The following is a 12,962-nucleotide window of genomic DNA, read 5'->3' on the forward strand; positions in this document are numbered from 1 at the left end:
ATTTCAGGCTCACCACCGACGGCAACACCGACACCGCCTGCCGTCGCAACAGCCAGGCGGCGCTGCGATAGCCTTCGAGCTTGTCCGGGATCGCAGCTTGCGGCTTCTCCGTGACAAGCAAATGAAACGGCAACGCGGTCAGCGCACCCGAGGGCACCACCAGCAGGCTGCGCTTGTCCTTTGTCAGCGTCTCGACAGGGCCGAGCAGCGCGACATAGAGCTCGTTGGCGAGCGCAAGATCGAACAGCCCCGATTTGCCCGAGGCATCGCGCGCCTTGCCGACGTCGAGCCCTCTGCGGAACGCGGACACTCTTTGCGCCAGCGCGTCCGCACCAAGGGGAATCTCCTTCCAGTCGACGCCTTCGCGCGTGATCGCGACGACATAGCTTTGCTTGTCGACGACGGAGTAGAGCACCATCGCCTCGTCGGCCGACAGCAGCGCCTGGATGTCCTTCACCGCGAGCGGCAGCGGGTTGGAGAGCGAGGCATAGTCGGGAAACTCGACGGCGAGCGTCTTCTGCAATCCACCGCGCTCGCTCGCGATCGCCGCGATCCGCGCGCGGCTGCGTTGCTCGGCCGCGACGTCGCGTTGCCCCGATTGCCTTGACACGGCGGCGATGATCGCCTTGTCGAGCGCCTCGGTCTCGGCTGCCAGATCCTGGTCCCGGCGCACGAGCTCGGCGAGCCGGTCGCTGCCGGCGGCGAGCCGCACCGCGAGCTTGTTCACGGCGGATGCGGCGGAGGATTGCGTGCCGCGCTGGATCGCGGCGAGCGCCTCGTCGAGCGCCTTGTCGTCGGGCAGCAGATGTTGCTGACGCGCGGCGAACAGGACCGGCAGCACGACGCGCAACTGCGCGCGGTTGGTGGCGAGCGTCTTTTCCGCGAGCGGCAGCGCATCCGCGTTCCGCCCGGACGCATACAGGAAATAGGCGAGATTGCTGGTCGAGGTCGCGACATCAGGATGATCCGGCCCGAGCGCCCGTTCGCGGATGACAAGCGCGCGGCGATAGAGCGGCTCGGCGTCGGCATAGCGCTGCTGGTGCTCATAGAGGCCGGCGAGATTGTTCAGGGAGCGGGCGACGTCGGGGTGATCCGGCCCCAGCACCTTCTCGCGGATCGCGAGCGAGCGCTTGATCGGTGCTTCGGCATCCGCATCGCGGTTGAGGTCGCGATAGACCTGGCCGAGATTGTTCAGGAGGGTTGCGACCGCCGGATGCTCGGGCCCGCCGGCCTTCTGGTAGATCGCGAGCGCGCGCTGAAACAGCGGCTCGGCATCCGCATGACGCTGCTGCTTCACATAGAACGTGGCGAGATTGTTGAGGGACTGACCGACATCGGGATGCTCGCGTGACAGCGCCCTTTCGCGAAGGGCGAGCGCCCGCTTGAACAACGGCTCGGCATCAGTGAAGCGGCCCTGCCGCTGATCGAGCGCCGCGAGATTGTTCAGCAGGGGCGCGACCTCGACGCTGTCGAGACCGGTCCCCTTCTCCATCAGCGCAATGGCACGCTTGTAGAGCGGCTCGGCCTGGTCGTCGTGACCCTGGTCCGCATAGATCTGGGCGAGATTGTTGAGCGCGGCCGCGAGATCGCGATTGTTGCTGGTCTTCTCCAGGCTCGCCACCATGGCCTGCGCCAGCGGCAGCGCCTCCGAATATTTGCCGGCACCTCTGAGCGCGTTGATCCGTGCGCTCTGCGTCGAAAGATCGCCCTTCTGGGCAAGCCCGGGCGTGGCCAGCGTCGCGGTGATCGCAAGCGCCAAACCGGTGACCCATGCCAAACGACGACGCGCCATGAACCCTCTCGCTGTGACCGCAGGTGATTACGGTGTTGGGTCGCAGCGATGCGCAGCAGCGTTCAATTTGTAGCTACCCCGTCTTTTCCCGCGCTTCGCCGGCCAGGCGGACCAGCATCTTGCGCAGCGCAGTGCCGTTCGTCACCCGCTCCGGGAATTCGAGGCGCAGCGTGGTTTGCCCGTCCTGCATGTCGAGGCCCTCGGGGTCGCAACCGGTGCAGCGCCAGTCGCCCTCGGCCGCACCGAGGAGCCTTGTTGCATAGAGGCCCATGGCGTCGCGGTGGTCGCTGTTCATGTGCTCGACCGCGCCCTCCTCGGCCGCCAGCAGGTCCTCGGCTCCGGCAAGGTCCGTGAGGAACTGCTCGGGCTTGAGATCGACGATCCGGCCAAAGCCGGCGACCAGATGGGTTGTCGTCGGACGAACCCGGAAAAAGGAAAAATCCTGAAAGGAAACAAAGGCTTCTGCGGACGGATGGGCATTCAGATACCGTCGCTGGAGCAGATCCTTCTCGGCGTCGGCCTGCTCTGCGTGGCCTAACAGCATGATCCGGGCGCCCTCCAGGGGATCGCCGGCGGCCCGCTCATCCAGCATCAGGGAGACTCTGGCGTCGGCGAGGATGTTCCTGGTGTGAACGGCCAGGCGCGAGATCAGCAGGATCGGCGAGCCGTCGGGATGGCTCGCCAGATTGACCAGGGAACAATAGGGATCGCCGCTGCCGGCCATCAATGTTGCGAGCGCCCCCTGCCGCGAGCGCCTGAGCAGCGATTTGGCGAGCTTTCCGGGGTCGAAATCGGGGGTCGGTTGCATCGGCTTTCTCGGGTCAGGTGGTTGCAAGGGAGGGCTTTTTTCGGCTAAACGGGGGTCCGGTTATGGGTCGAGATGCGGCGAATCTGTCGTGCCTCGCGGAACTTGGTCACACTTCAGCCCAGCTTGCATTGCTCGGTGACAAAGTTCGAACTCCAAGTTCGGGACCCATGTATGCGGCGCATCACTGGTTTGCTCGCCGTTTCAAGCCACGACCCAAACGGAAAGCAGAAAGCAGAGGCTCATGCCCACAATCGCTTTGGTCGACGACGACCGCAACATTCTCACATCCGTCTCGATCGCGCTGGAGGCCGAAGGCTACCGCATCATGACGTACACCGACGGCGCCTCTGCCCTTGACGGTTTCCGTACCACCCAACCCGATCTCGCCATCCTCGACATCAAGATGCCGCGCATGGACGGCATGGAGACGCTGCGCCGGCTGCGGCAGAAATCCGACCTGCCGGTGATCTTCCTCACCTCCAAGGACGAAGAGATCGACGAGCTGTTCGGCCTCAAGATGGGCGCCGACGATTTCATCCGCAAACCGTTCTCGCAGCGGCTGCTGGTGGAGCGCGTCAAGGCGGTGCTGCGCCGCTCGGCGCCGAAGGATCCGACCGTCGCGCCGAAGGAGAACGACGCGAAGGCGCTCGATCGCGGCCTGCTGCGCATGGATCCGGAACGGCACACCTGCACCTGGAAGAACGAGCCGGTGACGTTGACCGTCACCGAATTCCTGATCCTCCAGGCGCTCGCGACCCGGCCCGGCGTGGTCAAGAGCCGCAACGCTCTGATGGACGCCGCCTATGACGACCAGGTCTATGTCGACGACCGCACCATCGACAGCCACATCAAGCGGCTGCGCAAGAAGTTCAAGGTGGTCGACAACGAGTTCGAAATGATCGAGACGCTCTACGGCGTCGGCTACCGCTTCAAGGAAGCCTGAGGGGCACGCGCCTTCACGAATGACGCGAGCATCACCGGTTCTGATTCCATCGGAACCGGGAGGGCTCTAGGATGCGGGGACCCGATCGCACGAGCGGTCCCAACGCGGGCGTAAGCATTGCTTGACCGAACGCAGCCTGATTCAAACCAGAACGCCGGGGATGTCGCATCCGACGGCGGTCTGGAGCATGTGGCCGAGGACAAGCCGGTCGCGCAGGGCTGGCGCCCGCTGAACTGGCTGAAGCGCGCCGGGCAGTTCTTCTTCGCGCTGTCCTTCTCGAGCCTGACCCGCCGCATCGTCTCGCTCAATTTGGCGGGCCTCGTCGCGCTGGTCGCGAGCATCCTGTATCTGTCGCAGTTCCGCGCCGGCCTGATCGACGCGCGCGCGCAGAGCCTTCTGGTGCAGGCCGAGATCATTGCCGGCGCGATTGCGGCCTCCGCGACCGTGCAGACCAACGCCATCACCATCGATCCCGACCGCCTGCTCGACCTCAAGCCGGGCGAGACCTATGGCGGCTCGGAAGACTATTCGCCGCTGGATTTCCCGATCAATCCGGAGCGCGTCGCGCCGGTGCTGCGCACGCTGATCTCGCCGACCAAGACCCGCGCCCGCATCTACGACCCGAACGGCAGCCTGCTGCTCGACAGCCGCAATCTCGAGAACGTGCTGCGCTTCCCCCTGCCGCCGTTGTCCGCCGAGAAGCCCGGCATGGTCGAGCGCGGCATGGTCGCGGTGCGCACCTGGCTGAACCGCGGCGACCTGCCGCTCTATCGCGAGCTCGGGCCCGAGAACGGCAACGGCTACGCCGAGGTCGGCGATGCGCTCCAAGGCCAGAAGCGGTCGATGGTGCGGGTCAATTCGCGCGGCGAGGTTATCGTCTCGGTCGCGGTCCCGGTGCTGCGCTCGCGCGCCATCCACGGCGCGCTGATGCTGTCGACGCAGGGCGACGATATCGACCAGATGGTCACCGCCGAGCGCCTGGCCATCCTCAAGGTGGGCGGCGTCGCCGCCGCCGTCATGATCATGCTGTCGCTGCTGCTCGCCAGCACGATCGCGGGTCCCGTGCGCCGGCTCGCCGACAGCGCCGAGCGCGTCCGCCGCCGCATCAAGACCCGCGTCGAGATCCCCGATTTCACCCGCCGCCGCGACGAGATCGGCCATCTCTCCGGCGCGCTGCGCGACATGACCAACGCGCTTTACAAGCGGATCGAGGCGATCGAGATGTTCGCCGCCGACGTCGCCCACGAACTGAAGAACCCGCTGACCTCGCTGCGTTCCGCGGTCGAGACGCTGCCGCTGGCGCGCAACGAGAACAGCCGCGCACGCCTGCTCGAGGTGATCGAGCATGACGTCAAGCGGCTGGACCGGCTGATCTCCGACATCTCGGATGCGAGCCGGCTCGACGCCGAGTTGCAGCGGCAGGATGCCATACCGGTCGATCTGCGCCGCCTTTTGACCACGCTCGTGTCGGTCGCCAATGAAACCAAGCTCGGCCACGACGTCGCGGTCGAGGCGCGCTTCGAGGGCCGCGGCCCGACCGACACGTTCGCCGTGACCGGCCATGATTCGCGGCTCGGGCAGGTGGTCTCCAACCTGCTCTCCAACGCGCAATCCTTCTCCGAGCCCGGAGCCAAGGTGCGGCTCAGTTGCCGCCGCGTGCGCGGAGAAATCGAGATCGTGGTCGACGACGACGGCCCCGGCATCCGCGACGACGCGCTGGAGCGCATCTTCGAGCGCTTCTACACCGACCGTCCGCATCAGGGCTTTGGCCAAAACTCCGGCCTCGGGCTGTCGATCTCCAAGCAGATCGTCGACGCCCATGGCGGACGCATCTGGGCCGAGAATCGCGCAGGCCCGGCGGACGAGGACGGCGCGCCTACGGTTGCCGGCGCGCGCTTCGTGGTGAGGCTGCCGGCGCTATGAGCGAAGATGGCCCCAGCGTTCACGCCTCCGCCGTCAAGGTCGGCGATCTGGCGGTGCTGATCCGCGGGCCCTCGGGCTCAGGCAAGTCGCGCCTTGCCTTCGATTTGATCATGGCCGGCCGCGCCGGCGTGGTCGAAAGGGCCGTTCTGGTCGGCGATGACCGTGTCCATCTGGCGACAGTCGGCCAGGAAATTATGGTCCGCCCCGCCCAACGATTGGCCGGCCTGATCGAGATCCGGGGGCTGGGAATCCGCCGCTGCGACTTCGTGGAGCATGCGACCGTCGGTCTGGTGGTCGATCTGGACGCCGCGGACGCGGAACGCCTGCCGGCGGCAGAATCGCTGAAAACAAGCATTTTCGGTGTCGAAATACCGCGAATCCCGGTCCCCCGCGACTATTCGCCCCTCCCTCTGGTTGTTGCGGCCTTGACCACTACCAAGAGTTCATCTTCCGTTAACCCTTCAGGCGATTGTTTGAAGGGAAATGGTAACCATATGAACCCCACTATCGCGACCGAGTAGACCGGCGCAGCTCCCCTTATCCATCCGTCTAAGTTCAGGGAGATACGCAACATCCCCTCTTGCGCGGGGGCTCTGGATGGTCAAAGTGGCGCGTTCGTGCGGTGCACCAAAAGCGCCCGCGAGGAGTTTTCCGATGATTGGTCTAGTACTTGTGACCCACGGGCGCCTTGCCGACGAATTCAAGGCAGCGCTTGAACATGTCATGGGCCCACAAAAGCAAATCGAAGCGATCACGATCGGTGCCGAGGATGATTCCGATCTCTGTCGAAGCGACATCATCGAGGCGGTTAACCGCGTCGATTCCGGCGACGGCGTTGCGATCCTCACCGACATGTTCGGCGGCACGCCGTCGAACCTCGCAATATCCTGCATGAGCCGGCCGAAGGTCGAGGTGCTCGCGGGCATCAACCTTCCCATGCTGGTGAAGCTCGCCAAGGTGCGCGAGGAGCGTTCGCTGCCCGACGCGATCGCAATGGCGCAGGAGGCGGGTCGCAAATACGTCACCATTGCCAGCCGCGTGCTCGCCGGCAAATGAGCGACGACGCGCCGCTCGGAAACCAGACCGGGACAGGCGTGCCCGCGGGCGCGATGTCCAAAGAGCTCCTGATCATCAACAAGCGCGGCCTGCACGCCCGCGCCTCCGCGAAGTTCGTGCAGKCGGTCGAGCGCTTCAATGCGCAGGTCTGGGTGACGCGCGGCGGCGAGACCGTCGGCGGCACCTCGATCATGGGCCTGATGATGCTCGCCGCAGGACCGGGCACGACAATCACGGTCGCGGCCGCCGGTGACGATGCGGAAGCCGCGCTCGCCGCGATCACCGAGCTCGTTGAAAGCAAGTTCAACGAGGAAGGGGTTTAGCTCTCGCCACGCGTCGTGCTGCGCTCCCTCGCCCCGCCCTTCGCGGGGAGAGGGTTGGGGTGAGGGGCGCCTCTCCACACGCGAGATCGTCGAGAGACCTGTACCCCCTCACCCGGATTGCTGCGCAATCCGACCTCTCCCCGCAAGCGGGGAGAGGTGAAGGCATCATTTCCCCGGCGGCGCGATGTAGATATTCCAGGTCATCGACGGCCCGGCCTTGCCGTGGGTGAAGCGGCGTGTCGTCATCACGATGCGCTCGGCGTTCGGCGCGATCTCGGAGACCCATTTCTCGAAGGCCGGCAGACGGCCGTCGGTCGGATCGAACACGCCGATGAAGCCGTATTTCCTGACGTCATCGAGCGACGTCAGCCCCGAATTCCAGGCCTCGTTCGGCGTGAACGCGGCGGGATGATCCGGGCTGTAGAACACCATCGGCTGGATCGACTCCATCGTGCCGGCGACGACCGCCCAGCGCGAGGCGAAGCGCGCGTGCCAGGCCTGCGTCAGCTCGCGCGCGAGCTCCGAGCGCGCGCCATAGGTCGCCGTGTTGCCGGCATTGACCGCGATCTCGCGCGCGGCGATCCAGGGCGAGGCAGCGAGCGTCGCGACGCTGAGCACGAGCCAGATCGCGGCGATGTTGAACAGGGCCGCGCCCTGCACGCGCAGCGCAGGGATCGCGACCAGCGCCAGCGGCACCAGGAAGAACAGCGAGATGCCCCAATCCGTCTTCATGTAGATGCTGAAGGCGAGCGCGCCGAGCGGCGGGCCGAACGCGACGATGATCTGGATGATCCAGACGTTCAACGCCTGCGAAAAATTGACGCTCGCGTTGGCGCCGCGCGCCCAGGCGCGCGTGACGATGCGCAACGGCGCGCGCAACAGCAGCGTGAACCACGGCGGCACCAGCGCCATTGCCAGTGCGGCGAGCGCCACCGGCAGCGCCAGCAGCGCGACATTGTGCAGGACATAGCCGAACACGAGCTGATGCACCTGGCCGCCGTCCTCGAGGCTATAGGTGTCGCCGGCATAGGTCAGCGGCACGAAATGCGCGTCCGCCAGCCAGACGATGTGCGGGATCATCGCCACGACGAGCGTCGCGATCGCGACCCAGGGCGCCGGCGACGCCAGGAATTTCAGCCGCTCAGGATGGATCAGCGCGGCGAGCCCGATGGCGCCGATCATGGTCAGCACCCAGTATTTGGTCATCAACGCCAGCGCGCCGGCAAGACCGAGCAGGATGCCCGACTGCCAGCTCCGCTTCTCGAAAGCGTTGAGATAGGCGAGCACGAGGAGCGGCAGCGTGACGAGCTGGAGCAGATCGGGGTTGTACTTGAATCCCTTGAAATTGAAGATCGGGTAGAGCGCGATCATCACCACGACCAGGAACGCGCGCCGTGGGTCGACCACGCGCAACGCGACCAGCCAGCAGATCACCATGCCGACGCCGACGGTCGCCATCGCGAGCGCATAGGTCGCCCAGTCCGTCGCCGGGAACACCATGAACCAGACGCCGGCGATCCAGCCCGACAGCGGCGGGTGCTTGCCATAGCCGAGCAGGAATTTCTGGCCCCAGCCATAGGCCTCTGCGACGTCCATATGAACGTCCTGCGCTGCCTTGAGATTGATCAGGATGAAGGTCCAGAGCACGGCATGCAGGATGGCGAGCTGGATCACCAGCCAGAGGCGCGCCTCCGGCCGGGTCGCGCAGGCAACCAGCCAGGCCCGGAAGCGGCCAAAGCTCACCCGGGTCTTCGCGCGCGCCCTGGCAGTGGGAAGAGAGGTCGTGGACATCAGCCGTTGCGTAGCGCGTTTTGGGCCGCCGTGGAATCAGCTTGGCGTGAAGAAAGGCCCTGAAAATACAGCAATATGGTTGCCGCACGGGGATGTGAGTGGTATCCCGCGCCCATGACGACCGTCCCCATTTCGAACATCCGCAATTTCTCCATCGTCGCCCATATCGACCATGGCAAATCGACGCTGGCCGACCGCCTGATCCAGATGACCGGCGGCCTGACCGACCGCGAAATGGCCGGCAAGGAGCAGGTGCTCGATTCCATGGACATCGAGCGCGAGCGCGGCATCACCATCAAGGCGCAGACGGTCCGGCTCGCCTACCGCGCCAAGGACGGCAAGGATTACATCTTCAACCTGATGGACACGCCAGGTCATGTCGACTTCGCCTACGAAGTCTCGCGGTCGCTGGCGGCCTGCGAGGGTTCCCTGCTGGTGGTCGACGCCAGCCAGGGCGTCGAGGCGCAGACGCTCGCAAACGTCTACCAGGCGCTCGACAACAACCACGAGATCGTCCCGGTCCTGAACAAGGTCGATCTGCCGGCCGCCGAGCCCGAGAAGGTCAAGCAGCAGATCGAGGACGTCATCGGCATCGATGCCTCTGACGCCGTGATGATCTCGGCCAAGACCGGCCTTGGCGTTCCCGATGTGCTCGAAGCCATCGTCACCCGCCTGCCGCCGCCGAAGGGCGACCGCGACGCGACGCTGAAGGCGCTCTTGGTCGACAGCTGGTACGACGTCTATCTCGGTGTCGTCGTTCTGATCCGCGTCGTCGACGGCGTGATGAAGAAGGGCAGCCGCGTCCGCATGATGGGCACGGGCGCCGCCTATGACGTCGAGCGCGTCGGCTTCTTCACGCCGAAGATGACTCAGGTCGACGAGCTCGGCCCCGGCGAGATCGGCTTCATCACCGCCGCGATCAAGGAAGTCGCCGACACCCGCGTCGGCGACACCATCACCGACGACAGGAAGCCGGTCACCGAAATGCTGCCGGGCTTCAAGCCGGCTATCCCGGTGGTGTTCTGCGGCCTGTTCCCGGTCGACGCCGACGATTTCGAAACCTTGCGCGCCGCGATGGGCAAGCTGCGCCTCAACGACGCCAGCTTCTCCTTCGAGATGGAGACGTCGGCAGCTCTCGGCTTCGGTTTCCGCTGCGGCTTCCTCGGACTTCTGCATCTGGAGATCATCCAGGAGCGGCTGTCGCGCGAATTCGATCTCAATCTGATCGCGACCGCGCCGAGCGTCATCTACAAGATGAAGCTCACCGACGGCACCGAGCTCGAGATCCACAATCCCGTCGACATGCCGGACGTGGTCAAGATCGCGGAGATCCAGGAGCCCTGGATCGAGGCCACGATCCTCACCCCCGACGAATATCTCGGCAGCGTGCTGAAACTGTGCCAGGACCGCCGCGGCGCGCAGAAGGAGCTGACCTATGTCGGCGCCCGCGCGATGGTGAAATACGATCTGCCGCTGAACGAAGTGGTGTTCGACTTCTATGACCGGCTGAAGTCGGTCTCCAAGGGCTACGCCTCGTTCGACTATCATCTCACCGACTACAAGCCGGCCGATCTCGTCAAGATGCAGATCCTGGTCAACGCCGAGCCGGTCGACGCGCTCTCGATGCTGGTGCATCGCACCCGCGCCGAGGGCCGCGGCCGCGCCATGGTCGAGAAGATGAAGGAACTGATCCCGCCGCACATGTTCCAGATCCCGATCCAGGCGGCGATCGGCGGCAAGGTGATCGCGCGCGAAACCGTGCGCGCGCTGCGCAAGGACGTCACCGCAAAGTGCTACGGCGGCGACATCACGCGTAAGCGCAAGCTTCTGGAGAAGCAGAAGGAAGGCAAGAAGAAGATGCGGCAGTTCGGCAAGGTCGACATCCCGCAGGAAGCCTTCATTGCCGCGCTGAAGGTGGATAGCTGAGGCGACCGCTCAGGCCATTCTCGGCGTGACGCGATGGGGCCCGGCCCGGGGTATCTGGCGCCGGCCAACAAAAAACGCGCAAACAACCCCATGCACAGTAGCCGGCCCCTTGACGGCATTGGACTTTTCCGATTTTTCGAAATCGATTTGACCCGTCGGGCAAAACAGGGGCAGGATGGCATCATGCAACGCGTGTGAGAGCTGGCGGAGGCGTCATTCGTTCCGAGCTTTGCTGACGCGGGGGGCGACGGCCTTCTCGGCACCTCTCCAGTCGAGCTGTGGTTGCGTCACAATCAAAGGTCCAAGGCGTTGTCCTTCTCGATTGGCCTCATCCTGATGGAAAAAGCCGTCACCAGTCCTTGAATGTCGGCTCAATGCACCCGCCGCAAACCCAGGGAAATGTCCAATCGGCGACGCGTTTGGCATTCTCGGGAAGATATCGGCTCCACACCGACGCCCTGATCGCGCTGCTGGACTGCCAGACCACTTCGAAGGTGCCGGTGGGTTGGAGCTTGCCGATCATGGCCGGCTTGGAGAGATGATGATTGGTGTTCATGACGACCTCGAAGCCACTCGGCGCCGTTACGCGCTGGCCGTACATGGCTTGACGGACCGCGTTGACGTCGGTTGTGCCGGCCTGGCTGACGGCCTGCGCCCACATCCTGAAGCCGATGAAGGTTGCTTCCATCGGATCATTTGTGATCTTGTCCCGTTGCTCGTTGAAGTCAGCCCACATCTTGACGAATGCGTCGTTTTCCGGCGACTTGACCGACTGGAAGTAGTTCCAGGCAGCGAGTTGGCCGGTTAGACCACTCTCGCCAATGTCCAGCAATTCTCGCTCACCGACCGAGAGCGCCATGACGGGAATGCTGTTGGCACTCACCTGTTGGGCTATGAGCTCCCGGTAAAAATGAGCGTTCGCGTCTCCGTTTATTGTTGAGATGACCGCGGTTCGCTTTCCATCCGAACCCCAAGACTTGATCCTTGCAACGATCTCGCGCCAGTCGGAATGCCCGAACGGTGTGTAGATTGTCGTTATGTCCTCCCCTGCCACACCCTCAGAAGCAAGATAGGCGCTCAATATCCGATTGGTCGTGCGCGGATAAATATAGTCCGTGCCGAGCAGAACCCATCGGCGAACTCCGCCGCCTTCCTTGCTCATGAGGTACCGGACCGCCGGAATGGCCTGCTGGTTCGGCGCGGCACCCGTATAGAAAATGTTGCGCGAACTCTCCTCGCCCTCGTATTGAACGGGGTAAAAAAGCAAACCGTTCAGTTGCTCGAAAACGGGAAGGACTGCTTTTCGGGAAATGGAGGTCCAGCAACCGAATACGATCGCGACTTTTTCCCCGGTCAGCAACTCGCGAGCCTTTTCGGCAAAGGCATCCCAATCGGACGCAGGATCGACAACGACTGGCTCCAGCTTCTTTCCGAGCAGTCCTCCTTTCTTGTTCTGATCCGCAATCAGCATGAGCRCCGTGTCCTTGAGAACAGATTCGCTGATCGCCATGGTGCCGGACAAGGAGTGCAGAATGCCGACCTTGATCGTGTCTTCGCCGGCATGAAGGGTTGAAGCGGCAAAGCTCAGCCAGACTGTGAGCAGCGTCGACAATATGCCGCGAGCGATCGGCGTCCGCTTCATGACGATGCTCCGAGGAGTTCAAAAATTCTGGTTTCTTTTGTCATGCCCTTGGCAATGACGGCATCAAGGGCCCTGAATTTGAAGAGATCCTCAACCCGCCGATACACATCCTCGCTGACCAGGATCGTTGTCCCAAATTCCTTGTTCAGGCCTTCGAGTCGCGCGGCAAGATTAACGGTGTTGCCGAGAGCGGTATAATTCATGCGCTCAGTCGATCCGACGTTGCCAACCACGGCTTCGCCGACATGAATTCCGAACCTTGTAAAGAACGGCTTCAGTCGATCAGCCTCGAATTCAGCATTAAGGTGCTCACCGGCGGTCTTGGCCGCCAGCGCCGCACGGCAGGCGCGGGCGACATGATCGGGTTGCGGATGCGGAGCGTTCCAGAACACCATCACGGCATCGCCGATGAACTTGTCGACCGTCCCGCCCTCAGCGAGGAATGCTTCAGTCAGCACTGAGAAGTACCGCGACGTCTGCCGCATCAGCACGTCAGGATCGGCGGATTCTGCGATCGTCGTGAAACCCCGGACATCGGTGAATACCAGCGTGATGTCTTGCTTTGCGCCGCCGAGCTTCGTCGAGATGGAATTGTCAATCAGCCCTCGGACGATCTCTTTGGGAACGAAGTGCGCGAACGACCATATCGCCCGCTGCGCGAGATTCATCGTACTGCCCAGCGCGTGGATTTCCCTGATGTAGGAAGTTACCGGCACGAGTTCGGGCTCAGACAGTGTCTGCAATTGGCGCGCCTGCGC

General features: G+C 63.9%; 11 protein-coding genes. 6 read left to right on the forward strand and 5 right to left on the reverse strand.

What is annotated here, in order from left to right:
• Positions 1-1,792 (reverse strand): tetratricopeptide repeat protein (locus ACXJL8_RS17920; protein ID WP_456685341.1); only part of this gene is annotated, 1,792 nt, incomplete at its 3' end.
• Positions 1,793-1,865: 73 nt separating this feature from the next.
• Complete coding sequence (locus ACXJL8_RS17925; RefSeq protein WP_456619407.1) at positions 1,866-2,600, reverse strand: HugZ family pyridoxamine 5'-phosphate oxidase; 735 nt, start codon at positions 2,598-2,600, stop codon at positions 1,866-1,868.
• 241 nt (positions 2,601-2,841) lie between these two features.
• Here ACXJL8_RS17925 and ACXJL8_RS17930 point away from each other — a divergent pair, with 241 nt between their 5' ends.
• From ACXJL8_RS17930 to ACXJL8_RS17950, 5 genes are all read left to right on the forward strand, one after another.
• Positions 2,842-3,543, forward strand: a complete 702-nt coding sequence (locus tag ACXJL8_RS17930; RefSeq protein ID WP_008542552.1) for a response regulator transcription factor — start codon at positions 2,842-2,844, stop codon at positions 3,541-3,543.
• Positions 3,544-3,660: 117 nt separating this feature from the next.
• Positions 3,661-5,466, forward strand: coding sequence for a stimulus-sensing domain-containing protein (locus ACXJL8_RS17935; protein ID WP_456619406.1), 1,806 nt, complete (start codon positions 3,661-3,663; stop codon positions 5,464-5,466).
• Positions 5,463-5,987: an HPr kinase/phosphorylase gene (locus ACXJL8_RS17940; protein WP_456619405.1), complete on the forward strand. Its 525-nt coding sequence runs from the start codon at positions 5,463-5,465 to the stop codon at positions 5,985-5,987. Before ACXJL8_RS17935 ends, ACXJL8_RS17940 begins: the two co-directional genes overlap by 4 nt.
• A 133-nt stretch (positions 5,988-6,120) precedes the next feature.
• On the forward strand, positions 6,121-6,522 hold the full coding sequence (locus tag ACXJL8_RS17945; RefSeq protein WP_024339151.1) for a PTS sugar transporter subunit IIA: 402 nt from the start codon (positions 6,121-6,123) through the stop codon (positions 6,520-6,522).
• Entirely contained in the window at positions 6,519-6,845 is a 327-nt protein-coding gene (locus ACXJL8_RS17950) for an HPr family phosphocarrier protein (protein ID WP_456685342.1), read from the forward strand. The genes ACXJL8_RS17945 and ACXJL8_RS17950 overlap by 4 nt, the downstream gene beginning before the upstream one ends.
• A 165-nt stretch (positions 6,846-7,010) precedes the next feature.
• Here ACXJL8_RS17950 and ACXJL8_RS17955 read toward each other — a convergent pair whose 3' ends face one another.
• Positions 7,011-8,636 carry a glycosyltransferase family 39 protein gene (locus tag ACXJL8_RS17955; protein WP_456619403.1) on the reverse strand — a complete coding sequence of 542 codons (1,626 nt, stop codon included), beginning with the start codon at positions 8,634-8,636 and terminating at the stop codon, positions 7,011-7,013.
• 114 nt (positions 8,637-8,750) lie between these two features.
• Here ACXJL8_RS17955 and lepA point away from each other — a divergent pair, with 114 nt between their 5' ends.
• Positions 8,751-10,562, forward strand: coding sequence for a translation elongation factor 4 (gene lepA / locus ACXJL8_RS17960; protein ID WP_456619402.1), 1,812 nt, complete (start codon positions 8,751-8,753; stop codon positions 10,560-10,562).
• Positions 10,563-10,911: 349 nt separating this feature from the next.
• Here the strand turns inward: lepA and urtA are convergent, their stop codons facing one another.
• The gene (urtA, locus tag ACXJL8_RS17965; protein WP_456685343.1) at positions 10,912-12,204 is read right to left on the reverse strand and encodes an urea ABC transporter substrate-binding protein; all 1,293 of its coding nucleotides are present in this window, start codon (positions 12,202-12,204) and stop codon (positions 10,912-10,914) included.
• Positions 12,201-12,962 (reverse strand): adenylate/guanylate cyclase domain-containing protein (locus ACXJL8_RS17970; RefSeq protein WP_456685344.1); only part of this gene is annotated, 762 nt, incomplete at its 5' end. The genes urtA and ACXJL8_RS17970, both read right to left, overlap by 4 nt.

The sequence above is a fragment of the Bradyrhizobium sp. P5_C11_2 genome (assembly GCF_054049755.1).